This is a genomic window from Natrarchaeobius halalkaliphilus (assembly GCF_003841485.1).
Taxonomy (GTDB): Archaea; Halobacteriota; Halobacteria; order Halobacteriales; family Natrialbaceae; genus Natrarchaeobius; species Natrarchaeobius halalkaliphilus.
Genome location: NZ_REFY01000008.1, coordinates 53,024 through 78,473, shown reverse-complemented (window position 1 = coordinate 78,473; position 25,450 = coordinate 53,024). Strand labels below are relative to the sequence as shown.

The 25,450-nt window shown below is 62.3% G+C and carries 27 protein-coding genes; 11 read left to right on the top strand and 16 right to left on the bottom strand.

The window, feature by feature from the left end; genetic code table 11:
- Nucleotides 1-131: 131 nt before the first annotated feature.
- Together EA462_RS16990 and EA462_RS16985 are read right to left on the bottom strand one after the other, a co-directional pair.
- Complete coding sequence (locus EA462_RS16990; RefSeq protein WP_124179774.1) at nucleotides 132-1,310, bottom strand: redox-regulated ATPase YchF; 1,179 nt, start codon at nucleotides 1,308-1,310, stop codon at nucleotides 132-134.
- A 104-nt stretch (nucleotides 1,311-1,414) separates the two neighbouring features.
- Nucleotides 1,415-2,146, bottom strand: coding sequence for a GNAT family N-acetyltransferase (locus tag EA462_RS16985; protein ID WP_124179773.1), 732 nt, complete (start codon nucleotides 2,144-2,146; stop codon nucleotides 1,415-1,417).
- Nucleotides 2,147-2,326: 180 nt separating this feature from the next.
- Here EA462_RS16985 and EA462_RS16980 point away from each other — a divergent pair, with 180 nt between their 5' ends.
- On the top strand, nucleotides 2,327-2,773 hold the full coding sequence (locus tag EA462_RS16980; protein WP_124179778.1) for a hypothetical protein: 447 nt from the start codon (nucleotides 2,327-2,329) through the stop codon (nucleotides 2,771-2,773).
- A gap of 663 nt (nucleotides 2,774-3,436) precedes the next feature.
- Here EA462_RS16980 and EA462_RS16975 read toward each other — a convergent pair.
- Entirely contained in the window at nucleotides 3,437-4,201 is a 765-nt protein-coding gene (locus tag EA462_RS16975) for a PHP-associated domain-containing protein (RefSeq protein WP_243641464.1), read from the bottom strand.
- A 101-nt stretch (nucleotides 4,202-4,302) separates the two neighbouring features.
- Between EA462_RS16975 and EA462_RS16970 the strand changes: the two genes are divergently transcribed.
- Nucleotides 4,303-4,590 (top strand): DUF7565 family protein, encoded by a 288-nt coding sequence (locus tag EA462_RS16970; protein ID WP_124179771.1) that lies wholly within the window; start codon nucleotides 4,303-4,305, stop codon nucleotides 4,588-4,590.
- Nucleotides 4,591-4,782: 192 nt separating this feature from the next.
- Here the strand turns inward: EA462_RS16970 and EA462_RS16965 are convergent, their stop codons facing one another.
- From EA462_RS16965 to EA462_RS16955, 3 genes are read right to left on the bottom strand one after another with little or no spacing between them, the layout of a single operon-like run.
- Entirely contained in the window at nucleotides 4,783-5,220 is a 438-nt protein-coding gene (locus EA462_RS16965) for a transcription elongation factor Spt5 (RefSeq protein WP_124179770.1), read from the bottom strand.
- Nucleotides 5,220-5,393 carry a protein translocase SEC61 complex subunit gamma gene (locus EA462_RS16960; protein ID WP_124179769.1) on the bottom strand — a complete coding sequence of 58 codons (174 nt, stop codon included), beginning with the start codon at nucleotides 5,391-5,393 and terminating at the stop codon, nucleotides 5,220-5,222. Before EA462_RS16960 ends, EA462_RS16965 begins: the two co-directional genes overlap by 1 nt.
- 52 nt (nucleotides 5,394-5,445) lie before the next feature.
- On the bottom strand, nucleotides 5,446-6,564 hold the full coding sequence (locus EA462_RS16955; RefSeq protein WP_124179768.1) for a S1C family serine protease: 1,119 nt from the start codon (nucleotides 6,562-6,564) through the stop codon (nucleotides 5,446-5,448).
- A 212-nt stretch (nucleotides 6,565-6,776) separates the two neighbouring features.
- On the opposite strand from EA462_RS16955, the gene EA462_RS16950 reads away from it, so the two are divergent.
- On the top strand, nucleotides 6,777-8,729 hold the full coding sequence (locus EA462_RS16950) for a glycoside hydrolase family 15 protein (RefSeq protein ID WP_124179767.1): 1,953 nt from the start codon (nucleotides 6,777-6,779) through the stop codon (nucleotides 8,727-8,729).
- A gap of 14 nt (nucleotides 8,730-8,743) precedes the next feature.
- Here the strand turns inward: EA462_RS16950 and EA462_RS16945 are convergent, their stop codons facing one another.
- The 6 genes from EA462_RS16945 to glmS form a co-directional block, all read right to left on the bottom strand.
- Nucleotides 8,744-9,175, bottom strand: coding sequence for a DUF3054 domain-containing protein (locus EA462_RS16945; RefSeq protein WP_124179766.1), 432 nt, complete (start codon nucleotides 9,173-9,175; stop codon nucleotides 8,744-8,746).
- Between the two features lie 396 nt (nucleotides 9,176-9,571).
- Nucleotides 9,572-10,624 carry an L-malyl-CoA/beta-methylmalyl-CoA lyase gene (gene citE / locus EA462_RS16940; RefSeq protein ID WP_124179765.1) on the bottom strand — a complete coding sequence of 351 codons (1,053 nt, stop codon included), beginning with the start codon at nucleotides 10,622-10,624 and terminating at the stop codon, nucleotides 9,572-9,574.
- A gap of 68 nt (nucleotides 10,625-10,692) precedes the next feature.
- Nucleotides 10,693-11,844: a 2-methylfumaryl-CoA hydratase gene (mch, locus tag EA462_RS16935; protein WP_124179764.1), complete on the bottom strand. Its 1,152-nt coding sequence runs from the start codon at nucleotides 11,842-11,844 to the stop codon at nucleotides 10,693-10,695.
- On the bottom strand, nucleotides 11,837-13,126 hold the full coding sequence (locus EA462_RS16930; RefSeq protein ID WP_124179763.1) for a methylaspartate ammonia-lyase: 1,290 nt from the start codon (nucleotides 13,124-13,126) through the stop codon (nucleotides 11,837-11,839). The genes mch and EA462_RS16930 overlap by 8 nt, the downstream gene beginning before the upstream one ends.
- A complete protein-coding gene (locus EA462_RS16925; protein WP_124179762.1) occupies nucleotides 13,126-14,565 on the bottom strand; it encodes a methylaspartate mutase subunit E in 1,440 nt (479 codons plus the stop codon). Before EA462_RS16925 ends, EA462_RS16930 begins: the two co-directional genes overlap by 1 nt.
- Nucleotides 14,566-15,006, bottom strand: a complete 441-nt coding sequence (glmS, locus tag EA462_RS16920) for a methylaspartate mutase subunit S (RefSeq protein ID WP_124179761.1) — start codon at nucleotides 15,004-15,006, stop codon at nucleotides 14,566-14,568. It lies immediately after the preceding gene.
- A 151-nt stretch (nucleotides 15,007-15,157) separates the two neighbouring features.
- Between glmS and mct the strand changes: the two genes are divergently transcribed.
- The 4 genes from mct (at nucleotide 15,158) to EA462_RS16900 (ending at nucleotide 18,300) form a co-directional block, all read left to right on the top strand.
- Complete coding sequence (gene mct, locus EA462_RS16915) at nucleotides 15,158-16,330, top strand: succinyl-CoA:mesaconate CoA-transferase (protein ID WP_124179760.1); 1,173 nt, start codon at nucleotides 15,158-15,160, stop codon at nucleotides 16,328-16,330.
- A gap of 613 nt (nucleotides 16,331-16,943) precedes the next feature.
- The gene (locus EA462_RS16910) at nucleotides 16,944-17,426 is read left to right on the top strand and encodes an Lrp/AsnC family transcriptional regulator (protein ID WP_124179759.1); all 483 of its coding nucleotides are present in this window, start codon (nucleotides 16,944-16,946) and stop codon (nucleotides 17,424-17,426) included.
- 127 nt (nucleotides 17,427-17,553) lie between these two features.
- Nucleotides 17,554-17,820, top strand: a complete 267-nt coding sequence (locus EA462_RS16905) for a HalOD1 output domain-containing protein (RefSeq protein ID WP_124179758.1) — start codon at nucleotides 17,554-17,556, stop codon at nucleotides 17,818-17,820.
- Between the two features lie 18 nt (nucleotides 17,821-17,838).
- Nucleotides 17,839-18,300 (top strand): response regulator, encoded by a 462-nt coding sequence (locus EA462_RS16900; RefSeq protein WP_124179757.1) that lies wholly within the window; start codon nucleotides 17,839-17,841, stop codon nucleotides 18,298-18,300.
- A 696-nt stretch (nucleotides 18,301-18,996) separates the two neighbouring features.
- On the opposite strand, the gene EA462_RS16895 is transcribed toward EA462_RS16900, so the two are convergent.
- Nucleotides 18,997-19,992, bottom strand: coding sequence for an arsenic resistance protein (locus EA462_RS16895; protein ID WP_124179756.1), 996 nt, complete (start codon nucleotides 19,990-19,992; stop codon nucleotides 18,997-18,999).
- Nucleotides 19,993-20,084: 92 nt separating this feature from the next.
- Complete coding sequence (locus tag EA462_RS16890; RefSeq protein WP_243641463.1) at nucleotides 20,085-20,933, bottom strand: hypothetical protein; 849 nt, start codon at nucleotides 20,931-20,933, stop codon at nucleotides 20,085-20,087.
- A 250-nt stretch (nucleotides 20,934-21,183) separates the two neighbouring features.
- Here EA462_RS16890 and EA462_RS16885 point away from each other — a divergent pair, with 250 nt between their 5' ends.
- The gene (locus EA462_RS16885; RefSeq protein ID WP_124179755.1) at nucleotides 21,184-21,384 is read left to right on the top strand and encodes a hypothetical protein; all 201 of its coding nucleotides are present in this window, start codon (nucleotides 21,184-21,186) and stop codon (nucleotides 21,382-21,384) included.
- Nucleotides 21,385-21,449: 65 nt separating this feature from the next.
- Here the strand turns inward: EA462_RS16885 and EA462_RS16880 are convergent, their stop codons facing one another.
- Nucleotides 21,450-21,881, bottom strand: coding sequence for a DUF488 domain-containing protein (locus EA462_RS16880; RefSeq protein ID WP_124179754.1), 432 nt, complete (start codon nucleotides 21,879-21,881; stop codon nucleotides 21,450-21,452).
- Between the two features lie 59 nt (nucleotides 21,882-21,940).
- Here EA462_RS16880 and EA462_RS16875 point away from each other — a divergent pair, with 59 nt between their 5' ends.
- A complete protein-coding gene (locus tag EA462_RS16875; protein ID WP_124179753.1) occupies nucleotides 21,941-22,765 on the top strand; it encodes a nucleoside phosphorylase in 825 nt (274 codons plus the stop codon).
- Nucleotides 22,766-22,783: 18 nt separating this feature from the next.
- Here the strand turns inward: EA462_RS16875 and gfcR are convergent, their stop codons facing one another.
- A complete protein-coding gene (gene gfcR, locus EA462_RS16870) occupies nucleotides 22,784-23,434 on the bottom strand; it encodes a transcriptional regulator GfcR (protein WP_124179752.1) in 651 nt (216 codons plus the stop codon).
- A gap of 94 nt (nucleotides 23,435-23,528) precedes the next feature.
- On the opposite strand from gfcR, the gene EA462_RS16865 reads away from it, so the two are divergent.
- Together EA462_RS16865 and EA462_RS16860 are read left to right on the top strand one after the other, a co-directional pair.
- Nucleotides 23,529-24,800, top strand: coding sequence for an HAD family hydrolase (locus EA462_RS16865; RefSeq protein WP_124179751.1), 1,272 nt, complete (start codon nucleotides 23,529-23,531; stop codon nucleotides 24,798-24,800).
- A 78-nt stretch (nucleotides 24,801-24,878) separates the two neighbouring features.
- A complete protein-coding gene (locus tag EA462_RS16860) occupies nucleotides 24,879-25,403 on the top strand; it encodes an HAD family hydrolase (protein WP_124179750.1) in 525 nt (174 codons plus the stop codon).
- Nucleotides 25,404-25,450: the final 47 nt, after the last annotated feature.

Sequence of the window (25,450 nt, the reverse complement as noted above, 5' to 3'; positions counted from 1 at the left end):
GAACAACGGGTGCAGTTTCTGAGGATGTGGTTCGTCGGTACATCGAGGAGACTGAACATTAGGCAAGCGTACGCGATTCACCCACGGGTCAGGTGACCCGTGGAACTCTCGCTGTTCCCTTTAGATTATCATCAATTAGTGGATACGATCTTGATCACGTCGCCCTCCTCGAGTTCGTACTCGTCGCTCACTTCGCGGCCGGATTTCGCGTTGACGGCGTGGAGATAGCCGTCACCGATGTCGGAGTGGACGGCGTAGGCGAGGTCGACCGGCGTCGAGCTCGTCGGAAGCAAGAACGCGTCCGGCAGGACGTTTCCGCTGCCGTCCGACCACTTCGCGGCGTCCTCGACGGGGTAGGCCGTCACGTGATCGAGCAACTCGTAGACGGCGTAATCGAGTGCGGACTGAACGCCCGTTCCGTCCCACTCGGCCATCGTCTCTCCGAGGTCCTCGAGCGCCTCGCGCTGGACGTCGGTGACGTCGTCACCGATCGCGACCGATCGGTCGCCGGGATCGTACGCGGCGAGGTCGTTCTCGGTGGCTCGACGGAGCGCGAGTTCGCCCTCTGCGGTGGTCGGGATAACGGGCTTGTCGAGATCGAGCAACCGCTCGACATTCTCCTGCGGGGCGATATCGATCTTGTTGGCCGCAACGACGATCGGCTTGGTTCGCCTGCGCACGTCGCGAGCGAGCGCTTCCCGGTGTTCGTCGTCCCACTGGATCGGATCCTCGGGGTACTCGAGGTCGCGAAGGACGGTGGCGATCTGGGTTGGCGATGCGCCGAAGCCAGAGAGCATGTCGGCCAGGACATCGTCGATGTCGAAATCCGGCGATCGAGATTTCCGTTCGACGGATTCCCAGTTCCGTTCGACGATACCGGCGAGCCAGAGATCCATCTCCTCTTCGACGAAATCGATGTCCTCGAGTGGATCGTGTGCGCCGATATCGATCGGTTCGCCCTTTTCGTTGGTCCCACCCGAGGCGTCGACGACGTTGACGATCACGTCGGCGTTCGTCAGTTCGTCGAGGAACTGGTTGCCGAGGCCTTTTCCCTCGTGTGCACCGGGAACCAGCCCCGCGACGTCGAGTAATTCGATCGGCACGTAGCGCTTGCCGTCCGCACAATCGTCGGCGTTACAGCGCTCTTCGCGCTCGAGACAGGGACACCTCGTTCGGACGTAGCTGACGCCGCGGTTGGCGTCTATCGTCGTGAACGGGTAGTTGGCGACGTCGACGTCGGCCATGGTCGCCGCAGTGTAGAACGTGGACTTGCCGGCGTTTGGCTTTCCGGCAAGCGCGATCGAGAGCATGGCTCCCCGTAGCGCTCTGTGTTCAAACTGTCTTTCGGTTCGCACTGCCTCGAAATCGCTCGAGTTTGTACCTCTCGGATCAATTCGTCGCGTGGATGACCGGGCTACAGTTCAACGGCCATCATCACCTCGTCGGCATAGTGGCCGTCGAGTTTGTAGTGGTTCTTGCGGATCGCTTCCGTCCCCCAGTCGTGTTCTTCGAGGAACGCGATCGCCTCCTCGTTCGAGGACGGAACGCTCTGGTAGACTTTTTCGTACCCGTTGGATCCGGCCCACTGAAGCCCGCGTGCGAGGAGATGAGAACCGATACCGTGACCGCGGTACTCCTCGAGGACGCCGACCGTGAGTTCGGCCGTGTGGCCCAGTTTCTCGAGTTCCGGCGCGTGGAGGTGGACCCAGCCGACCACGGCCCGTTCGACGGTCGCGACGAAGAACATCCGCGACTCGAGTTCGTTGTGGCGGAGCAGCGCTTCTTGGTGGTCGATCTCGTCGGCGACGCTCTCGGCTTCGATGTACGTTTTTTCCGTCGCAACCTGACGGATCGCACCGACGATCCCCGAGAGATCGTCCTGTCTAGCGGGCCGAATCTGAAACTCGAGCCCGTCGGTTACGTACTCCTCTTCCGTACCCGCATCGATCGTAACGCGAAGCGTTTCCTGCTCTTCTTCGAGCCTGTTGTCGCGCTTGAGGAGCGCTACGTGGTGTCTAAACCCGCTGGGATCGACTCCGAGGCGTTCTCTGACTGTCTCGAGGTCGGCCGACCCGTGTCGCTCGACGTACTCGTAGATTCGCCTGCGGTCTTCGTGGCCGAACTCGAGCGGTTCGTTCATCACCATGGTATGATATACCACCTCATACAACTTAATACTTCTTCGAGTCGAAGCGGTTGCGGCTTAAAAGAACGATACGTACATCCGGGTGGATTTATCCGATCACCGGTTTCGATCGAACGGTGGGACGCCCGTCGAAAACCGGAACCCGTGCCGTCCGAATCAGTCCCCGCTGAACGCTATCTCATGATCGGAGCGAACGTGGTGGTCGCTGGTTGTGGACTCGTGATCGCCGTTGTCGTCGGCCTCGTCGTTCACGAGTGGTTACACGCACTCGTTCTCCGGCTGGCAAACATCGAGTACACCATCTCGTACGCTCCCGACCGAACCGACGGTATCCTCGCGATGCTGGCGAGTTGTCCCTGGGCCGTCGTCGATCCGCACCCAACCGGTCGAGAACCACCGTGGGTCTTCCGACTCGCCGCACTCGCTCCGCTCGGACTCGCCGCACCCGTCTTCGCGGTCGCAGCTACCGGTGGTCTTACTGCGGGATCACCGCTCGAGACGGCCGTCACGATCGGGCTGCTCGCGTGTTCGCTTCCGAGTCCACAGGATTTCTCGGTCGCGTTTTACGCCCATCGGATGCTCGCAGAGGACACGAATTCCTCGACACGACGCTCCCGCGCCACCTGACGGTCGCTGCTGTGTTCGTGTAGTCGTCTTCACCGTCGGCCGATGCGGATCGTTGAGACGATTTATCGAAGGGCATCGGAGGACACCTCGGGGCTCGAGGCGATTCACCGGGGCAGTCACTCACGGTTTGTGATTGCCCCGCGTTGACTGATAGCAGACCACACGACAGTAGATCGCCCGAGAAGTCACTTCCGGTCGAACAGGTCACGAAATGCCGGACCAGGGCCCACTGGAGCCAGGCCCGGACGGATCACAGGAGACGGTCACACAGCCACGAGTGACCGCACACACGCTGATTGAGCACGAGTGATCCACCGGCGTTCACAGGGGTTTTTCGTATGCCAGTTCACCGTAACGTCGGTCACGATGCCGACAGAAATAGTGTCTATCCGTCCAATAATAAACCTATCTGTTCGGGCTAAATAGTCATCTTTGGCATATTATTTGTACGAATTTGGTTGTATTACCCATATAAAAGCCATTAACACAGAATCATCTCCGTGCAGGCTTGGTTTTCACTGGAATCGCAATCAATACCCGGGACAGAAACTGATTCTGGGGAGCGCAAACTCCCGCGGCATCATACGGTCTGCTGTAAGTCAGTATCGGCGTATCGGGAGACCGGGTACCGGATGCGCCGGTAAACAGTTACAGCAGACCGTATCAGTAGACCGAAACGTCGTCGAACCGGCCGTCGTAGGCGATGTGCCGCGGGTGCGTCGGCTCGATCCCCGACAGAAAGAGTCGATCCGCCTTCTTCCAGGTATTTTCGTAGATGAGGTGTGCGAGTTCGCGAGCCGTCGTTCGGACGCGCTCGAGTCCGTTTCGATGGACGACTCGCCTCGAAACGCCGTCCGTGAGGGTCGCGACGAGATCGGCCTCGGTCTCGATTTCGGCGTCGAACTCGGTGTGGGCGATTCCGACGGATCGCGGGAGGTGTGCGTACGACGACGTAAACGGCGCAAGCCCGAGTTCCGAAGCGAGATTGCGCGCCCGGCGGTTGTGTGACCGCAGGTGCTTCGGATTGAAAATGTCCACCGCGTCGATCGTCTCTGCATACCGCTTTAGGTCCGCCGCGGTCAGGCTTACCGTGGCGAACTCCGGGTGCGGAGCGAGGACAGCCGCGTTCTGACGCTCGAACTCCGTCAACGCGGCGTCGAGTGAAATGAAATCCGGGACCGGCTCGTCCAACCCGATCGCGAGGACGTGTTTCCGGTCGTGCCAGCTCCCGGTAAAGACCTCTCTCGCCGGGACGACGAGGAGATCGTCGCTCGAGTAAACCGCCGCACGCCGTCGGATTTCCGGGAGACGGGTGAAGTGAGGTGCGTACACGATGGCGTCGAATCCGGCTCGCCGGGCTCGAGCGACGACGGTATCGTCGAGTACCTTCACGTGACAGTCGACCCGGGAGACTCCTCCAGCGCTCACGACACCCCATTTCGAGACGGTCGAGTTATGAATTCTGATTCGTTCGCCACCTGCGGTGCTGCGAAAAGATCAAGAGGACAGGCCGTCGAAATCACGACGACATGGCCTGGGAATGCGAGATCGACGGCTGCGGTTCCGTGTTCGACGACGTCGAGGCGGCTATTATCCATCAGGCGACCGAACACGAACGCCCCGAATGCAAAGTCTGTGGGACGATCGTTCCCGACGGCTATCTCGCGATTCGCCACGCGTTCAACGAACACAGTCGCGCGGAGTACGTCCGCGCCTACGGTGCGAGCTCCGAGGAGGTTCGCGAGCGCGAGGAACTGCTCGAGGAGATCGAGTCGGTCGCTGACATGGAACTGATCGCGAATCAACTGACCCGGTAGCGCCGTCTCGAGTGCCCGGCCATCGTTCTCGAGGACGTCGTCCCCAACGTCGCCGGAAATCCCACATCTCGTGGGTCTGTACTTTGCTTTTCTCGATACTGGTGTGGCCCCCGCTCGAAGCGATAGGAAATTCTCTCTCGCAAAATACCGAACAAAACGATCGCGGTGCTTCTCCTCGAACCGATCGGCTCGCTATCGTTCGTCGGAATCGAGGACGCGAATCTGGTCTCCACGCACCGTGACCGGAATCGGAACCGTCGCTTCGTACAGTTCGACCGTCACCTGATCTTTGCCTTCGTCGATGCGCTGAACCTGAGCTTTCTCGCCTTTGAACGGTCCGGCGATGAGTTCGACGATGTCGCCTTCCGCGATCCCTTCGACGTCCGGCTTCGGTGAGAGGAAGTGCTCGACTTCCGAGATGTCTGACTCGCCGGGAACGATGCTCCGAGCGTGGGGAATCTCCTCGAGGACGCGTTCCAGAACGGCGTGTCCATCGGACTCGACCATCACGTACGACGTGAGCGAGTCGGGCGCGAGCGCGGCGTGTACCTCCGACTCTTCGCGGTTGATAATCATGTCCGCGACGGTCTGTTCCTGGCTCGCCGTCGTCTTGACAGCGTAGATTCCCATCAGAAACCACCGGTCACGAGCAGCATGATTCCGCCGATGATAAATCCGATGAAGCCGACGAGCAAGATCCCTGCACCGGCGATCTTCGACACCTGAAGGAACTCCTCAGTGGTGGGTGTCGTCGCCATTTTCAACACCCGAACGTATGAGGTCAGGTCGTACGGAACGTCCATGTCTATCTGTGTACAGCCCAGCGTCGTTTATCTGTCTTTCGTGTCCGATCGATCACGGCGTGTCGACGTCCGGTCGCGACGAAAGCGTCACCTCGAGCGTTCCTCGTTCGCCGTCGCGGACGACGTCGATTTCGATCGTCTCGCCCGGTGAGGTCTCGAGCGCAAGCGTCGACGACAGGATCTCCTCGTTGGGAATATCGTGTCCGTCGATCGCGACGATCACGTCACCGCCGGCGCGAACCGAATCACCGTCGATCGTCTCCCTCTCGGTCGCCGACTCGAGTACGCCGTCGGCCGGCCCACCCGGTTCGACGTCCGTAATCAGGACGCCGCGTGGTTCCTCGAGATCGTTCGCCGTCGCGACCTGTGGTCCGACCGGAAGGACGCCCACCCCCAGATACGGATGATCGTACGCGCCGTCCCCGATAAGTGCGGGGACGACGCGGTCGGCCAGGAGCGCGGAGATCGCGAACCCGATCGTCTGGCCCAACCCGGCGAAGACGACGCCGAGAACCTCGCCCTCGAGGGTGACCAGGGGGCCGCCACTGTTTCCGGGGTTGACCGGCGCGTCGGTCTGGATCGCCGCCGGAATCGAGAACCCTGTCGGGCTCGGCAACGACCGGTCGATTCCGCTGACGATCCCCTGAGAGATGGAGGCGTCGAGTCCGAGCGGGTTTCCGAGAGCGAGCACCTCGCTTCCGATCACCGGCTCGGCCTCCCAAAGGGAGAGCCCGGAGACGATTTCGGGGAGGTCGTCGATCTCGACGACGGCGAGATCGCTGTGTCTGTCCGAGCCGACGACCGTTCCAGTTCGCCACTGTTCGTCCCTGAACTGTACCTCGACGCCGTCGGCGTCGCCGGCGACGTGGTGGTTCGTCACGACGAACCCGTTCTCGAGGACGAATCCCGATCCGAGGCCGCCGGGGTCGTCGTTCGAGCCGCGGATAGCGACGAGAACGACGTCGTCGATGGTTTCCTCGTACACCGCCGCGTATCCATCTGAATCCACGTCGTCGTTCTGGATCGATCCGTTCGTCTCACCTCCCCCGATCTCGCTGCTCGAGACGGACCGGGTCGCTCCTGTGACTGTCGTCCCGCCGATAAGTCCACTGGTTCCGAGTGCCAGCGCGAGCATCCGGCGGCGAGAACACGGTCGTTGTCGTGATGGCATGGCGGGTGCCACCCCGACGAGAGACTTAAAACGCTCACCTGTACTGTCCGAGAACGCTACTCGACGGATCGCTTCGAGTGTGGACCTGCACGTGCTGGCCGACAGTTATTGCCCGTGCTGTCCAATAGCTACGGACTGTATCGGTCATCGTCGACGGCCCTCGAGGCCGCCTGACTGCGAGCACTCGTCGGACACTCAACCCACATCCCCGCATGGACTATCCCCCGCTTCGTGACTACGGTATCATCGGTAACGACGATCGCTGTGCGCTCGTCAGCCGGTTCGGTTCGGTCGACTGGTGTTGTTTCCCGCACCTCGAGTCGGAAAGCGTGTTCGCCGCGATCCTCGATGCTGACCGGGGCGGTCACTTCGCCATCGAACCGAACACCGAGTACGACTCGACACAGCGCTACGTCGATCGGACGAACGTACTGGAAACGGTCTTCGAGACCGGACGCGGTCGGGCGACGGTGACCGACTTCATGCCGATTTACGCCCAGAACGAGCCCGGCGACGATCGATTTCAACAATCGATATATCGTCGTCTCGAGTGTGGCGAGGGATCCGTCGACCTGACGGTTTCGTTCGACCCGCGTTTCGATTACGCTCGCGCAGAGACCATCCTCGAGTCACGGTCGACGGGTATCCGTGCGAGACGAGACGGTGACGACCGGCGGCAGGACGACGATCCCGACGAAAACGATCCGACCGACGAGCAATTGTTTCTGACCGGCGACTGCGAATTTTCCATCGATCGGTCGCGGTCGTTCGTCGAAGGAACCGTTTCACTTTCGGCCGGCGATCGGCAGTGGGTCTGTCTCCAGTACGGCGGTCGAGAGCCCCTGTCAACCGTCGACTACGAATCGGTGCTCGAGGGAACCACACGTTACTGGCGAGACTGGCTCGGGGGTCGAGACGGCGAGCGATCGTCGATCCCGGAGCGGTGGCGCGAAATAGTCGTCCGGTCCGAGCTTCTACTCAAGCTGTTGATTCACCACGACACCGGAGCGATTCCGGCCGCGGCGACGACGTCGATTCCCGAAGCGATCGGCTCCGATCGAACCTGGGACTACCGGTTCAACTGGATCCGTGACGCGAAGTTCTCCGTTCAGGCGCTCCACGATACGGGCCACAGACGCGAGGCCAGGGAGTACTTCGACTGGTTCGTCGATATCGCCCGGCGCGGCCCCGAAGAGATCGTCCCCCTGTACGGCCTCCACGGAGAAACCGGGAGCGGGATCGACGAGCAGACGCTCGATCATCTCTCGGGCTATCGGGGAACTCGACCGGTCAGAATCGGTAACGCGGCCGCGACACAGAAACAGTTGGATGTCTACGGAACCATCGTTCAGGCGATCTACGAAACGGTCCAGTTCGGTTCGGAGACAGGCGTTGGCGAAAGCTGGGACGCCGTCTGCGACATCGTCGACTACGTCTGCGATCACTGGGACGAACGCGATGCCGGAATCTGGGAATTTCGCGACGAGCACCGTCATTTCCTTCACTCGAAGCTCCTCTGTTGGGTCGCTCTCGATCGGGGGATCGCACTTGCGAGGGACAACGGCCTCGAGGCACCGACCGACCGCTGGCACGAGAATCGACTGGCCGTCCGAGAGGCGATCGAAGAGCGCGGCTACAGTGAGTCAGCGAGCAGCTTCGTCCAGCACTTCGACACGGACCAGGCGATCGATGCGACCGTGCTGTTGATCCCGATCTACGAGTTCCTCCCGCCGGAGGACGAGCGCGTGCAGTCGACGATCGACGCCGTCATCGAGCGGCTGACGACCGACGACGGACTGGTCGTCCGCTTCGTCGACACCGACGTCCGCGAGGACGAACGAGAAGCGTTCCTGCTCTGTTCGTTCTGGCTCGTCGACGCGCTCGTGCTCTCGAACCGCCTCGAGCGCGCTCGCGAGTACTTCGAGTGCGTTCTCGAGTACGCGAATCCGCTGGGACTGTACTCCGAAAAAGTCGACCCCGGGACCGGACAGCTACTCGGAAACTTCCCGCAGGCGTTCTCCCATCTCGGACTGATAAACAGCGTTACCTATCTGGCTCGCGCGCTCGAGGCGAACGGAGGCGTCGAGCCGAACGACTTTCGGCCGTCGAACGTCGAGGCGCTCTTTCGACGCGAAAGCGGATCGGACGCGGGCCGATCGAACTGACGAGAACGGCGCGTTCAGCGTCCACTCCGGGCAGTGACGACCGCATAGCCGATCCGCCAGCCGACGAGAACGATCAGGCCGAACCCGGTGATGACGAGTGGAAACGGCCACTCAGCGCTCCCGTCGAACAGGGACGACGCCCGCAGGAGAACCCCAACGTTTGCCGCCGCGAGCCAGACAACGGCGACGGTTCTGGTCGTCTGAACGATTCCCATCGAACTCCCCCGCGCGTACAGTCCCGCGAGCACCGAAACGGCGAGCCAGCCGATCACGAACGGTGCGACCGTTTCGAGGGACGCGGCCGGTTGCGTGATCGGATCGATACCGTGGCTGCGCTGTCCGACGACGATCAGGGCCGCCAGGAGAGCGACGTCCACGGCGGCGACCAGTACCGTTTCCCGATCGACAACCGACCCTTCGGTTTCGGTCGGAGCTAACGTGTCCATACGGCTGCCTTGCAGTCGAGGACCTATAGTAACAACCGACCCGACGCGTCTCGAGCGGGGAGGGGACACAGCCACAGGAGAGGAGGAAGCTCGGCGGTGGTCTGTCGCCGAGCGCCGTCCAACGGACGGAGCGTCCGTGCGAGGCGGAACCTCGCATCTGCACCGATCGGCCGCCGTTGCCTTTGTTATCGTATCCGTTCACCGACGGAGCCGCGGGGACAAGTGGTCGACGCGACAGTAGGCAATCCCTATACCGCCGATCGGCGGACGAACCGGTTCCCAGCGGCCGGTTCGCGGCTTCGGCCGACCGAACCGGTCGGCTCGAGGAACGGGGATAGTACGTCTCGGCGTACGAGGAACGTACGTCTCGAGAACGGAGCGTCGGGCGTCTCCGCGTTACCCGAGGGCGGCGTACGACAACTCGAGCGAGAGCGCGCGCTCTAGGAGATCGTCGTCGTAGTACTCGCCGGTCTGGGCCGGGCGAGTGTCGTGGATCGCACGGACCGTCGTGACCGTGTTTCGGAAGTTCTTGAACGTCGCCTCGTCGACCATCTGTCCGTCGATGGTGACCGCGCCGGTTCCCGCCCGTTTGGCCTCGTTAAACCGCTCGATCCGTCCGACATCTCGTTCGAGTTCTTCGGGGGTCGGCATGTGCACGGTGTTTGCCTGGATCGTCTGTTTCGGATACAGCGACCACGAGCCGTCGAGCCCCAACCGGGCCTCGTGTTCGGCCTGATCCGCGTACTCGTCGGCGTTGTAATAGGTGAGTCCGGCGCGCGTTTTGAACAGATCGTCGAACGGCCCACCGATCGCCAGCAATCCCGCCGCGCTCGCCTCGTTCGACAGCGTCTCGAGCAGGCCGTCCCACCGCGGACGGCCGTCTCCGAGGTCGCGACCGCCGAGTTCGGCGGTGTAATCGACGGGGCCGAAGATCAACGCGGTGAGTCGAGATTGCTCTCCGAACCTCGCGATTTCACGCAGATCGGAGCGCGCCCGACCGGTCTCGACGATCACCGAGAGGCCGATCGAGCCGTCGTCGTAGCCGTTGGTGGCTTCGGCCTCCGCGACGACCGCGGCGGCACGTTCGACGTCCTCGAGGCGACCGATCTTGGGAACGACGACGCCGTCGATCTCGTCTCCGAGTGATGCGACCAGCTTGCCGATCTGTCCACGTCCGGTCTCACGGAGCGTCGAATCCTCGTAGCTCCACTCGACGCGCGGCCAGATCTCGCCGGGGAATTCGGCCCCCGGAACGCGTTCGACGACGTTCTGGAGTCCCTCGGCTTTCATCTCCGGCGCGGTGCCGTCCTCGAGGTCGGGGACGAGCCAGTCGGGTGCCTCGAACCCCTTGGCGTCGAGCCCGGAGGCGAGGTACTTCGCCGTGTCTTCTTTCGGAACGGCGGCCGGTGCGGTCTGGAACGTTCGACAGAGTCGGGTCGTATCAGTCATCGGGTATCGTCCGTTTCGGATATCGTTCGTTTCGGTTCGAACATCGACTGTCTCGATCGGCTGGGTCTTCAGCGCGACCGTCGCTGGATCGCCGCGGTTCGTGTCCCCGAGTAAACGGGTTCCTCTCGCTGGTTGAACGCGATGTGTTCGAATCGGACGGTGCCCGCATCGTCGCTCGAGTAACTTGCGGACTCGTTGGAGACCTGTCTTCCGTCGTCGGTCTCTATGACTCGTGTGAACGCGTACACGGTGTCGCCCGGCGCGACGAAGGTGTGGAACCGCTCATCGTCGAAACCGAGTTCGCGCCAGGTTCGCTCGTCCGAGCGCGCGTGACCGAGCGCTATAGAGCGGGTGACGTCGCCGTAGGTGACGATCTCGCCCGAAGGTGAATCGGCCATGACGTCGGCGTTGTGGTGTTGTTTCGCCGTATTCAGCGTTGAAAGCGGCAGCGAGGAGACGGTGACGTCGTCCTGGGTTCGTCCGCGCTCGTGGCGGTAGGCGACGGCCGCGTTCCGATCGTCGGCGTCCTCGAGTGCGGCGACGAAGTCCTCGAAGAAGCCACCATCGGGCGTGATGAACGTCTCGGGGAGTTCGCCGCCGCCGGCAGATGCGGGTTCGGATTCGGAACCGTCTCCATCGCCGGCCGTCTCGGCCCCATCACTGTCACCCGTCTCGGACGCCCCTCCATCCGTCTCGAGTGGCTCCCGGCGCGGGATCATGTTCGTTCGCTCGTACGAACAGATCACCGCACCCGTGTCCGCGTCTCGCCCGCGCGTTCGCCAGGTGACGATTCCGTACTCGGATCGGGAACTCGAGGACGCCGTCTCGCGGACGACGCTTTCGACGCGGAGTTCCGTTCCGGGAAAGACCGGGCCGGTGGGAAAGCGCCCGTTCGTTCGTCCGAGGAAGTAGCCGCCTTTCTCGCTCAGATCCTCGACGGTGACGCCGAGCGTGGCTGCGACGAGGTAGTCGGGATGGATCGGTGGCTCGTCGTACCCCCGTTCGGCCGCGGCGTCCGAGCGCCAGTAGGCCGGATCGTGGTTCAGCGTCTGGCTCATCCAGCGTTCGTTCCCCCAGCGCGTGAGCGTGAGCCCCGGATCGTGCTCGAGGATGTCGCCGTCGGTGAAGTCCTCGAAGTAGTGGCCCTTGGTTCTGGTGTCGGCGCGCTCGAGCGCCCGTGCGAACGCGTCTGCGTCGGTCCAGTCGGGTCGTTCAGTCATCGGTCGTCACCTCCGTCTCGCAGTTCGTCCCGCGGATCGACTCTCGTCTTCGCGTTCGTCGTGCGATCGTGCGTCGCATTTCGTTCTCGACGATCATGTATCCTTCATCGAATCCCATGCCCGGTTTCGCGAGCACCTGGGCGGCATCGGTCGCGAGCGCGACGTGTGCACAGGTGCGGGCCGACGTCGCCGTCTCGTTGCACGTTCCGCCGAGGTAGGCTCGCGTATCGGTCCCGTCGCAGTAGCGGACGGCCCGGCCGCTTCGGTGAACTCCGCCCAGATCGGGCGTTTTGACCTGAACGAGGTCGGCCGCACCGCCGTCGACGAACGCCCGGACGTCAGCGAGCGTGTTGCACCACTCGTCGGCAACGAGTTCGACGTCGACGCCGCCGTCGCGGAGACCGTCCCGCAACGCCGCCATCGCGTCGATCTGGGCGCTCCGACCGTCGGCATCGATCGGTCCCTCGATCCGGATCGGGTGGGGAGCCGCCGCCTCCGCGAGGGTAGCGAAGTAGTCGACGACCTCCGGACGGTCGTAGGGCGGACCGAACCACGCACCGATCGTGCCGTAGACGTCGACGTGAAACGTCGGCTCGTACTCGGCCGGGCCGAGCTCCGCCGATCGCTCGACGAGCCACGCCACGTACTCGAGCAGCCGATCGCCGTCCCTGCCGAGCTTCTCGCGGCTGTTGATGAGGCCGTGTGGAAGCACCGGAACGCCCTTGACGATCATCTTCTCGGCGTTTTCATAGCGGTCGTCGCCGGACTGGCCGAAGACGGGAACGGGGTCGGTCGCCGGCACCGTCCCGAGCGCGTCGGCCAGTACGTCCGTCATCGTCGTCGTCCTCGCCGCCGCGGCCGCCGCGAGCAGCGCTTGCGAGACGCCGTACCGAAGCGCCGTGTGGAGGGCCGTCCCGTCGGGGCGCAGATCCTCGAGCAGTTCGGCGTTCGCGAGGAAGTCCCTCGCGTCACGACCGACGAGTGCCTCAGCGATCGGTCCGTCGACGACGGGAACGGACGCCCGTGCCCGAAAGAGCGGATCACGTCCGCCGGCACCGGAGTACTGAACGGCAGCGCAGTCGCCGCGGTGGACGGTTCCGTCCTCAAGAGTGACGTCGACGATGAGCGCCTCGCCGGCCTGTCGGATCGCCTCGAAGCCCTCCGTGACGGGATCGCCGTCGTAGGTGAATCCCTGTTGCTGTGCGCCGCGCTTGATCGCGCGCTGGTCGTCGAAGAAGAAGCCGGCGTAGCCGGGCGTCGCGTGAACGTCCGTGATCCGCACTACACGTCACCTCGCGGTTCCGGCCGGCCGATGAGCTTTCCCTCGCTGATCGCGTCGACGTCGTCCGCGACCATCCGGAACGACTGGTCGCGACCCTCGGTGTCGGCGCGCCGGCTGAGTCGCGCCCCGTGGATCTCCTTGATCTCGCCGTCCATCTCGAGATCGGCCCACTCGAAGATTCGGACGCGGCCGTCGTCGTCGCGCGCCGGCAGAACGGCCCCCTTCGCGCTGTCGCTCGGAGCGAAGGGGACGTCGAGCGCCCCGTCGTCGAACGCCCGAATCGTTCCCCGGACGATGTCGCCATCGCCGCGGTCGAAGACGGCGTCCATCAGGCACCGGCTTTCGCGCTCGATGAGTGCCCGTTCCTCGTCGATGCCGTCGATGTCGATCTCCTGTTCGATCGCCATATCGATGACCTGACGCGTCGTGCGCAGGCCGGCGGCGTTCGCCTCCCGGGTCGGCACGCCCTGGAACTCCTGGGGGGATTTCGTGATGACCTTGTCCGGTCGGGCGATCGCCGCGGTCATACCGCCGAGACCGATGACGCCGCTGGCGCGGGCCTCGTCCGGGGGAAAGCCGCCCATCCACTCGTGGAAGACGGTCGTGACGACGACCTCGTCGGGCAGATACTCCTCGCCCAGTTTCTGGAGGGCGTTCAGGGCCGCCACGTCCTGGACGACGTTCCCGACCTGGCCGTAACCGAGCGTGATCGAGCGCACGCCCTGGGTCGCCGCGAGCAGCCCCTCGATCAGCATGATGGCGATGGCGATCGACGGCGGAACGAGCGTTCCGGTCAGCGGGCCGAACGGCTCGCGGTTGATCCGCACGCCGCGTTCGGTGTAAGCTCCCGCCAGTCGATCGACGAACTGCCAGTTCTCGATTGTTTCGGCGAGTCCGTGGCGCTTCGTGTACGGAATGTTGTACGAGATCGGTCCCCCCTCGAAGCTCTGGAACCCGCCGGCGAAGGTGATCGCCGCGAGCAGCCGAGCGTCTGGGGTTCCGTGGCGCACCTCGATCGGCGCGTCGATCGACTCGATCAGCTCACGACAGCCCGAAACGCCGTGATTGACGGCCGGAAAACCGTTGAGCGTATCCTCACCCGTCTCCCGGGCCGCCTCGAGTCCCTCCGCCGCCTTCTCGTACTCGTTGTCCCGGGTGTAGGAGTCGATCGTCGTCGGCAGGAGATCGGCCCCGCCGTCCGTCCGCAGCGACTCGAGGAGATCGATCTGGTCGTCGAGTCTGGGAACCCCCGCCCGCGGTTGCAAGAGGGGAACGTCAGCCGACTCGAGGACGTCCGCAAACCGCTTGCTCGCGGGAAGTGAGTCGTGGAAGGCGATCGCCTCCTCGAACTCCACCGCCGCACCCGTGGACCAGTCGGCCCGAATCTCCCGGTCGATTCGCCGTAGCTCGTCGGATCGAAGGCGTTCGTCGCGTATCATCTACGAACTCACGGTAACTCGTTCGGTCTCGGTCGGTCTGATCTGGAGATCCCGTCTGAGTGCGGCGATCGCCTCCTCGGGATCGGTTTCGGAGTCGAAGACGCGATCGAAACCGAGCTCGCGAAACGTCTCTCGCGTCCGCTCGAAGTCGTCCTGACCGACGGCGAGATTGCCGCCGATGTAGGTGACCGCATCGATCTCGGCCGACTCGAGAACGTCGTGGAACCCCTGGCAGTCCTGTCGGGCGTGGCCGTACAGCGAGGACACCAGTACAGCCCCGGCGTCGTGTGCTACCGCTGCCTCTGCGAACTCCTCCTGAGAGGTCTGAACGCCGAGGTTGACGACGTCGAAGCCTGCTGCACTGAACGCCTGCTCGAGGATCGTGATCCCGACGACGTGTGCGTCGGAGCCGATCACGCCGAGGACAACCGTTTGCGACATGCATCCTGTGGCATGCGGAGCGGGGTGATAAAGTTAATGATCTTCCATGATAATATTCTTTAATGGCGTTTAGGGAGTGGGTGTGGGATAAGGACACAAACATAATGATTATTAGCAAAGGTTTTTGGGCCTGTGCCGGGACTCTCGGCGCATGGGTGCGCTGTCGAACCTGCGCGTACTCGATCTCACGCAGGTGCTCGCCGGACCGTACTGTACGATGTTGCTCGCGGATCTGGGCGCGGACGTGGTAAAGATCGAACGGCCGGGGGGCGACCTCATCCGATCGAATCCGCCGTTCGTCTCCGATCCGGGGGAGGAGGCCTACGGTGGCTACTTCCAGAGCGTCAACCGCGGGAAGCGAAGCGTCGAACTCGACTTCCGCGAGGAACGCGACCGCGCCGATTTCCTCTCGCTCGTCGAGACGGCCGACGTCGTCGCCGAGAACTACCGCGCGGGGACGATGGAAAAATACGATCTCGGCTACGAAACCCTCTCCGAGCGCAATCCGGCGCTCGTCTACTCGTCGATCCGCGGCTTCGGTGATCCGCGCACGGGCGAAACGGACCGACAGGGTCAGCCGTCGTTCGACCTGATCGCACAGGCGCTCGGCGGCGTCATGGAGATCACCGGCCAGCCGGACGGCCCGCCGACGAAAGTCGGCCCCGGTATCGGGGACCTCTTTACCGCGACGCTGAACTGCATCGGAATCCTCGCCGCGATCACCCACCGGAACCGGACCGGCGAGGGCCAGTACGTCGACACCGGACTGTACGACGCGATGATCAGCATGACCGAACGCGCGATCTACCAGCACTCCTATACCGGATCGGCTCCGACGCGGCGCGGAAACGCCCACCCCACGCTCTTTCCCTACGACGCGTTCGAGACCGCAGACGGTCACGTCGTCATCGCCGCCTTCGGAACGAACCACTGGCTCGCCCTCTGTGAGTCGATGGACCGCACCGATCTCGCCGAGGCCTACCCGACCGCCGCCGACCGCCTCGAGAGCAGGGCCACGCTTCGCGACGAGATCGCAGACTGGGCCATCCGCCGGACGTCCGCGGAACTCGTGGCGACGCTCGAGGGACACGTGCCGGCCGCGCCGGTCCAGACCACCGACGACATCTTCGACGACCCACACGTTCGCACGCGAGAGCTACTCGTCTCCGTCGAACAGCCCGGTGCCGACACCGAGGTCGAAATCGCGGGCACCCCAATCAAAATGACCGAAACCCCACCCGAGCCAGGCGGCCGCGCGCCACTGCTGGACGAGCACCGCGAGGAGCTACTCGGCGAGGACCTCGAGACGGCTATCGACGACTGATCGTAACGTCCTCAAGAGTTATCTCGAGTGTCGTCAGGAGTTCCGAACGACAGATTGTGAAGGAGCCAAATTAGGGAGGGGTTAAGCCGGTGGTTCGGTTACTCAGCCAGAACAGAGGCCAAATTCCTACCAACACATTCTAACGCTCTCAAAAATGAGGACGTGCTCTGCTAAACTTCCCCTCTATAATCAGCAATTGATCTTGAGAAATTTCAGAGAGACCGGTAGTTGCTCTGGTAACTGCTCCACCCGTACTTACCGGTAAATCAGTGTCCGATAACGGAGGGCAGTCGGATAATGAGCGTACACTACACGTGCAAACTGCTCGCTTCGCTCGCAGTTTCTACACGGGTAGATCGCTGTTCGAGACGCGCGACAGCGCGTCTCTCTGCGGTACGGCGAAGGCACCGTGAGCGTAGCGAGCGGTAACTGAGCCGTCTGTAATTATCGCTACTATCATCGATTAGTAAGCACACGTAGTTGTCGAATCGGATAATTCATTCTCAACCAGGTTTCTGGATAAAGAAACCGTGCTACCAACTACTGTTAGAGAGAACTGAGATCCTAGTTCTGTTGGGAAAAATCTAAACTGAGATGACAACCTCACTGTAGTATGGACATCGATAAGACTGACCGGAAAATATTATATCTTCTTGAGAAGGAGACGGAAACTAACCTCACACATGATAAGATAGCGGAACGAATTGACGTATCCTCTTCCACGGTTACTAACCGAATTCAAGAACTCAAGAACGAGGGGATTTTAGAAGGTTTCCAGCCGAAGGTTAATTACGAACAAGCCGGAATCCCTTATCACGTCCTTTTTGTGTGTACTGTTCCGGTAGAAAAACGGAGAAGTCTCGCGGAAGAGGCACTAGCCGTAGATGGTGTCGTAGAAACCAGAGAATTGTTAACTGGAAGACGAAATCTCCATGTAGAGGTTGTTAGTATAGATATAAGTACTGTAGAATCCTGCTCTGAAGAACTTGAATCAAAAGGTATCGATATAGATCAGTCCGACATTCTCCGTCGGAAAAGCACGCAACCCTTCAATCATATCATCCAGGAGATGGTGGATAAATCAAATATTGAGTAGCTGAAGATATTGCCTTATAAACACTATATTTGATATTGGGTAACGGCCAGCTTAGAAGTTCTCTTCTGGTGTTTGGCAAAGAGACTCTTCCTCCTGTTTAAACGTCTGACACCACTACAATGATTGTATGATTTCGAACCCACCACAGCGGCCAGAATCAGACGCAGTGACCCTGAAGATTGTTCAAAAAGTTGCTGAGAGCAAAGGGATAGATCCACAGGAACTTACACCACCACTCTACTCTGCAATCGATACTGAGGCACTAAACGACCTCTTTGAATCAACAAAGAATGGGCCGAGGAGTGGGTCGGTCACCTTCGAGTATAACGGATGCACGGTACAGGTTGAGACAACCGATGCGATTGAGGTCGATATACTGGAGGTGTCCTGTTGAACACTCGTGACGTCCACCATGAGTCACTCTACCCAGCCACGTTCCGATGAAACCCTCCAAATCCTCCTCGTCGAAGACAATCCCGGCGATGCGCGTCTCACTCGGGAGGCATTCAAGGAAACGGACTGTGAGACGACACTTCATGTCGTCACCACCGGGGATGATACCTTGGACTTTCTGACCCAGCAGGGTGCGTATGAGTCAGCGTCGCTCCCGGATCTCGTCCTCCTCGATCTGAATCTCCCCGGAAAAGACGGGTGTGACGTTCTCGAAGCGATCAGAGACGATCCACAACTCAGGCCGCTTCCAGTGATTATGCTCAAGAGTTCCGGGGCCAGCGAGGATATTGCGAGGTGCTACAATGCTCAGGCCAACGCCTACCTGACGAAGCCGGCAGACCCCGCCGAGTTCACTGCGCTGGTGGAGGCAGTCGAGCAGTTCCGGTTCAAGCAGGTACAACTCCCCCCACTCCAGCAGTAATTCTCTCGCTTCGACGACCGCCGAAGTGACTCTGTGGAACATGAGTCTCCTGTACTTGCCGTTCGGCGGACATCTACATGTGGGTACAAGAACTCATCTATGACATTCCCGCGTCGGTATTTTATTTCGAACTGCTCGAGCCGCGGGTACGGGCTAAAGCCCCGATCGATGAGCGGGTGGTTCCGAACTGTAACGCCAATCGGGCGCTACACCGATCGAGACCCCGGCTGGCCGCCGAGACTCGAGTCACCGTGACTCGGTCACTCGGCGACCGCGAACCGAACCTCGAGCGCGGCCGCTGCGTGTTGTGAGACCACCGTACCGAGGGTCAGAGTCCCGCCTGACGAGCCCGTTCGTGGTGTCTGTCGCGCAGCCGTCGGCGTTCCCGACGCGCCCGTCGTCGCGCGGCACGTCCTCTCGCGCCCGCAGACGTCGCTGTTCGTGGCGGCCGATCCGTCGATCGTGCGAGACGTTTATATCCCGCGAGTAGGTATGCAATCATGGCGACAACCGGATGAGGTTGGAAGCCGCGTCTCGGGTGTTAGAGCACCCGGGGCATTTTGCAGCCCCCGATGGAGGGCGGCTTCCATCGTAATTACCTCTCCGTAGTAACTTATATCTATTGTTTATCAGGAAGAATAGAACAACGTTTTGGAGACGGTATCACGGAAGAACGATCCTCGAGAACGCGGTGAACTACTCGAATTCACCAGAATGAGACGTCGTTGATTTCCAGAGACCCCGTTCTCGAAGGTTCAAAAACAGGTGAGAGACGACGCTCAAGAGCGGGAGCTCGAGCAACGGTCCGATCACCAGTGCGAGGGCGATGAGTGGCTCGTGTGGGAACGCGACGACTGCGATCGCGAGGGCGACCGGTGAGTTGCGCGACAGAATCGTACAGTTGAAACAGACGGTTTCCTCGTAGCTGAACGCGGCCACTCGGCCGATTCCCAGTCCGAGCGCGAAATTGATCGCGTAGAACGCGATCACCGGAACGGCGAGCACCGCCAAAACGCCGGGGTTTTCGAGGATAACCTCGCCCTGGGAGGCGAACATCGCGGCGATCGCGAGCGCCAGAAAGAGTATCTGGGCCTGTCCGAGCGCCGGAACGAGGGTCCGCCTGAAGGAAGCTTCTCCCAGCAGTTTCGGGAGCGTTACCCGACCGGTCGCGGCCAGCACGAGCGGGACGACGAGGACGAGGGCGACGCTCTCGAGCAGGGTCTTGAGTGGCAACGAAACGAGTTCGCCTGCGAAGAGAGAGAGGTAGACCGGCAGGAGAACCAGTTGCAAGAGCAGGTTGTACGGTAGCAACGAGGTGGCGAGCGCGACGTCGCCGTCCGCGATGTCGGTGAAGATGAGGTACCAGTCGGTACACGGTGTGACCATAAGCATGAGCAGGCCGACCCACAGCGCGGGGTACTCTCGCAGGAAGACGTACCCGAGGCCGATCGCGAACAGCGGGTTCCAGACGAAATTCATCACCAGACTCGATCCGACGACGCGCCGGTTCGCGACGGCGTTCCGAAGACCCGTCAGCGGAACCTGAACGAACGTTCCGAACAGCATACCGAGCAAAAACGGGAGGATCAGCCGTTCCGCGACGGCAGGAACCCAGGCGAGTTGTCCGACGAGAACGCCGCCGCCGATCGCGAGAACGACGACGACCGTCTGATACCGCTCGAGGACGTTCACGGGTACCCTCGGAGGGGATATCGGTTAACAAACCCGGAACTGACTCGACCATCCGATCCGACCGATCCGGACGGACCACGTCGCCGAATGGTTCAGTTCCGATCCCGCCGGAGCAGCGTGGACGATCCCGTGCGTGAGTATTCCGCGACCGCGACGAACGCGATCGCCCAGAGGATCGCCGCGACCGCCCAGCCCGGTCCCGCCGCTCCGGACTGTGCGGGAAACGAGATCGCCAGCAAGCCGTAGTAGGCCATCGGAAGGGCGGCGAGCCACGCGGCGAGGCGCCAGCCGACGAACCCGGTTGCCGCGAACACGCCGTAGGCGAGCGGCGCGATCGCGAGACCGGCCATCATCACGTAGTGACCGTCGAGCGCGTGCGGATCGACCGGGCTCGAGGAGAGACTCAGCTGCGTCGCGACGAACGCGAGCAGCGGCACGGCGGCGACGGCGACCAGCGCCAGGAGCGCCGGACTGTAGGAGTCACTCCGACGGAACAGCTGTCGACCCGCCGGGTGGGCAACGAGTGCGACGGTCGTCACGATGAGAAACGGAATGACCTCTTCCGGGCGTCCGACTCCGTATCCGACGGTTCCGGCGGTTACGGCGAGAATGATGACGAACGCGCCCCACATCGAGGCGACGCGCTGTTTCGGGCGGATCGCCTGTGCAAACAGCCCGAGCAAGAACACCCCCACGACGGTGGCGATGCCCATCACGTGCAGTCGGTGGATGCCGAGTTCGGCACCACCCTCGGCGGTCCAGCCCGTCACGAGCGTAGCGAGTAAGTCCGGGAGAAACACGACTGTCATCGCGCCGGCCACTGCCAGCGGCACGTAGAAAATCCCGAACCGAACGGCGGCCAGCCTCGAGCGGTCTTTGCGTGCGTCCACCGGTTCGGATTCACCATCGGTGTAAGATGGGTCGTCGATAGTTGATCCCATGTGAGGGTGAACGTACGTCGTGAGAGACGATAAGAATACGCTAATAGACATGATTGTGAGAATATCTAACTATCGATAATGATGTTCACCGGACGTTCGATCGATCAGCGTCGAGTGCGCTGCGGGTACGGTTCGTTCGCCAGCCGATCCGATGAGATATTCCGTTCCGGTATGGAAATCGTCGACCCCTCGAATCTGGACGGCTCCTCTCGGGCGCAACAGATATTTCACTGAGGGAGAACAGTTCGGTATGAGTTCGTCACCCGTCGGTCAGTTTCTAGGGACGTTTCTGGTGGTGGGCGGCGTCGCTATCGTGGTCGCGTCGATGGTCTCCCCGCCCGACCCGTTCACCGTGGCTCGGTACGTGTTCGTGGCAGTGGTCGTCGCGGCGATCGTCTCGGCCGTGCTCGCGTCGACGAACGTCGTCACCGCTCTCACGGATCGGCTGTGAGAACCAGCGAGACCGGCTCGAGGATTGCCCAGGCCGGCGGTTCTGGACTCCCTGCGCCGGTCGTCTCACGCCCGTTCGTCGAGGCGGTCACGAAGGATCGACCGGTGACAGCGCTTCTTGTCGGTGTTCTCGAAACAGACGAGTGCAAGCGACTCGCCGGACGCGAGTCGTCCTTCGAGATCGGAAAGTGCAGCCTGTGCCTCCGGTGACGTCTCTATGTACGTCCGGTACCGCTCGTCGAATTCGACCTGCTCCCAGGCCGCGTTGTGTGCACCCTCGTCGCAGATGCCGCGCATTTTCAGATCGTCTACGGTTTCCCGGGTCGATTCGAGGAGCGTCCTCGGCGGGCCGAGTGACGGTCGATTCTCGTCGACGGCGGCGTGAAACCACGCCGTCGGCTTTCGAACGACCCCAACCAGCGTCGTCCCCTCGGGAAGGTCAACGAGATCGTGTTGGACCGCCGCCACGTAGGTGTCCGTGAGCCGTCCGTGCTCCATATCACGTCCACGACCGCCCTGCAGTTATATACAGCGCCGCGACGAACCGCCTCGACTAGATGAACGCGGACAGCGAGGATCCGAACGCCGACGAACAGTACCACCTCGAGGTGAGCGCGGACGACGTCGCGGAGACCGTTCTCCTGCCGGGAAACCCCGAGCGACTCGAGAAGATCGTCGCACACTGGGACGACCACGAGAGCAGGGCACACCACCGCGAGTACCGGACGGCGACGGGGACCGTCGAGGGGACCCCGATCTCGGTCACCTCGACGGGAATCGGCAGTCCGTCCGCGGCCATCGCGGTCGAAGAGCTCGCACGCGTGGGCTGTAAGACGTTCATCCGGGTGGGGTCGTGCGGCGCGCTCCAGCCCGAAATGAACGTGGGTGACCTCGTCATCACGACAGGCGCAGTCCGCCAGGAGGGAACGACCGCGGAGTACGTTCGCGAGGACTACCCCGCCGTCGCGGATCACGAGGTCGTCTCCGCGTTGATCGCGGCGGCCGAACGTCTCGGCTACGACTACCACACGGGGCTGACGATGAGCGCCGACTCCTTCTATGCGGGTCAGGGTCGACCCGGATTCGACGGGTTCGAGGCCGCCGGCTCGAGCGACCTCGTCGATCAGCTTACCGAGGCAAACGTCGCGAACATCGAGATGGAAGCCAGCGCGATCTGTACGCTCGCGACGTTGTACGGGCTTCGGGCGGGTGCAGTCTGTACCGTCTACGCCGACCGCGATGGCGGCGAGTTCCGGGTCGAGGGCGAGTCGCGAGCCGCAGAAACCGCGACGCTCGCGGTCCATCTGCTCGCGAAGATGGACGAACGAAAGCGCGAGGAGGGCGTCGACAGCTGGCACGCCGGACTATCACTCGAGGACTGAGTCCGACCGGGACGCCGATCACTCGTCCTTGCCAACGCTGATGACCTGTAACAGCGAGTAGACGGGAACGCCGTCGACCTCTTCGATCCCCTGTTTGTCCGCGAGGACGATGCACGCGAGCGGATCGCCACCCTGTGCACGGATCGCGTCGATCGTCTCGCGCATCGTGGTCCCGCTCGTGATCGTGTCGTCGACGACGTAGCATTCGCGGTTTCGAATTCCGGCGAAGTTCCGCGAAAACGTTCCGCCGAGATCGTCCATGTCGCCTTCCTCCCACTGATGCTTCGCCGGAGTGTACGTCGAGAGGTCGGTCTCGAGTTCGCGTGCGACGAGCGTCGCGACCGGGCCGCCGGCTTTCTCGATACCGACCGTCAGATCGACGTCTTCGCCGTGCTTGGCGAGCATATCCGCCATCGCAGCCGCGATGTATTCCATCCGCTTGCTGTCGCGGCCGATCGCGGACCAGTCGACGTGGATGTCCTGTGGTCCGCCGACGGATCGCTCGTTCGTGTCCGCGGCGCTTTGACCCGTCGGTGCCGTGTCGCTCCGTTCGACCAGCCAGCTCGCCGTCTCGCGGGAGACGTTGAGCTCGTCCGCGATCTCACCCTTGGACAGCCCGCGAGTGGCGAGCTCGGCTGCACTCTCGATCAGATCGTCAACGTTCTTCATATACCGGCGATTCGGTCGCCGTTTTTATAGTCGTATCGTCGTCCGGCGAGCGCCGTGGGGAACCTATAACTCCCTGAAACAGCCTGTTCGTGATATGGAACGATACGATCTCGTCTATCGGCTCTTCGATGAGTACGATACGCAGACGCTGCGCGAATATCAGGAGTTCGTCGACATCTTTCCGGCCGTCGACTCCCGAGTGGCACTCGAGCACTGGCAGACGGCGACCGAGGAACTCGAACGCCGAAAGGACGAGATCCGAACGGGCTTCGCAGCGGGAGAGACGTTCGCGGAGGTCGCCTCGCGGGCGAACCGGGATCAGGCGTTTACCGCGCTGGATCTCGAGACCAAGTACGGACGCGACGTGAACGTCCTCGTTCTCGACGTCGACGAGACGCTACGGTCGGCCGGCGGAACCGACAACGAGATCCCGCGGGAGACGCTGTACGTCCTGACGGAGTTTTACGACGCCGGCGTTCCGATCGTCATCTGTACCGGCCAGACACTCGAGAACGTCAAGGGGTTCGCGATCCAGGGTCTCGGAAGCGAAATCGTCCACTCCGGCGATCTCTCGATCGTCTACGAGGCCGGGACCGGAGTGTTCACGCCGGGCCACGGCGCGGAGACCAAACAGCTACTTTACGAGGACCTCGAGCCGGAAATCAGGGACGTTTTCGACGATATTCGCTCACGGGTGCTTCCGGAGGCTCCCGAGCAGCTTCGGCGGGGCTGTCACCTCCAGGGCAACGAGTTCAACGTGACGATGAAGCCGAACTACGAGACCGGTTCGACGAGCGCCCGGGAGATCATCGACGAGGCGCTGGTTTACCTGATCGACCTGCTGGCCGATGCGATCGCCATCGAACTCGACTCGATCGGTGTGAGCGACGACGGCGAGAGCGACTCCGAAGCCGTCGTCGACTGGACCCGAACCTTCTACGCCACCCAGGACCCCGAAATCCGGACCGTTCTCGAGCGCGAGGGTGCGTACCCCGACCTCGACGTCGGTGGCGTTCCGGACGAACTCTCGGCCGTCCTCGAGCGAATCGACGTCGCGTACTACGAGGCAGACGCGGCCGAAATCGGAAGCCTCGAGTTGAACAAAGTGGTCGGCGTCGAACGAGCGCTCGACGTACTCGGCGTCGACGATCCGTTCGCGCTCGTGATGGGCGATTCGAAGAGCGATCTCCGCGTCATGGAATGGGTCACGGAGAACGACGCAGGCATTTCGGCTGCGCCCGAACACGCCTCCGAGGACACCCTGGCTCACGTCCTCGAGACGGACGAACTCGTTTTCGATCGGGGACAGAGCGTCGACGTCCTCCGAACGGTGTACGCCCTCAACCGGCTGGCTCGCCTCGAATAGCGATTACCGGCAGGGCGGTCGTCTCACCGACTGCGATCACGACCGACAGTATATCGGCATCGACCACGAACTGCGGGTATGACCGACTACGACGCCGTCGTTTACGATCTGGATGGAACGCTCGTCGAACTCGACGTCGACTGGAACGCAGTCGCCGCCGACGTTCTCGCGGTGTACGACTCGGCGGACGTCGAACCGCCGACGACGGATATCTGGGATCTCCTCGAGAGGGCACCGGAGTTCGACCTCGAAACCGAGGCTCACTCGGCCGTCGCCGCCCACGAACGCGAGGGTGCGCCGACGTCCCCGCGACTGGCCCACGCGGACGACCTCGAAGAGCGGTCGGTCCCCGTCGGCGTCTGCTCGCTCAACTGCGAAACGGCCTGTCGAATCGCGCTCGATCGACACGGCCTCGACGAGGCGGTCGACATCGTCGTCGGCCGCGACACCGTTGCGCGCCAAAAACCCTACCCGGAGCCGTTACTCGAGGCAGTCGACAAACTCGACGCCGTCCCGGAGCGGACGCTGTTCATCGGAGACTCCCCGAGCGACGAACTGACGGCCGAACGGGCGGGAACGGCCTTCGAGTACGTCCACGAATAGATCCTCATCACCGGCGCACCCGGGCGACGTCACGTCGACCGGTGGCG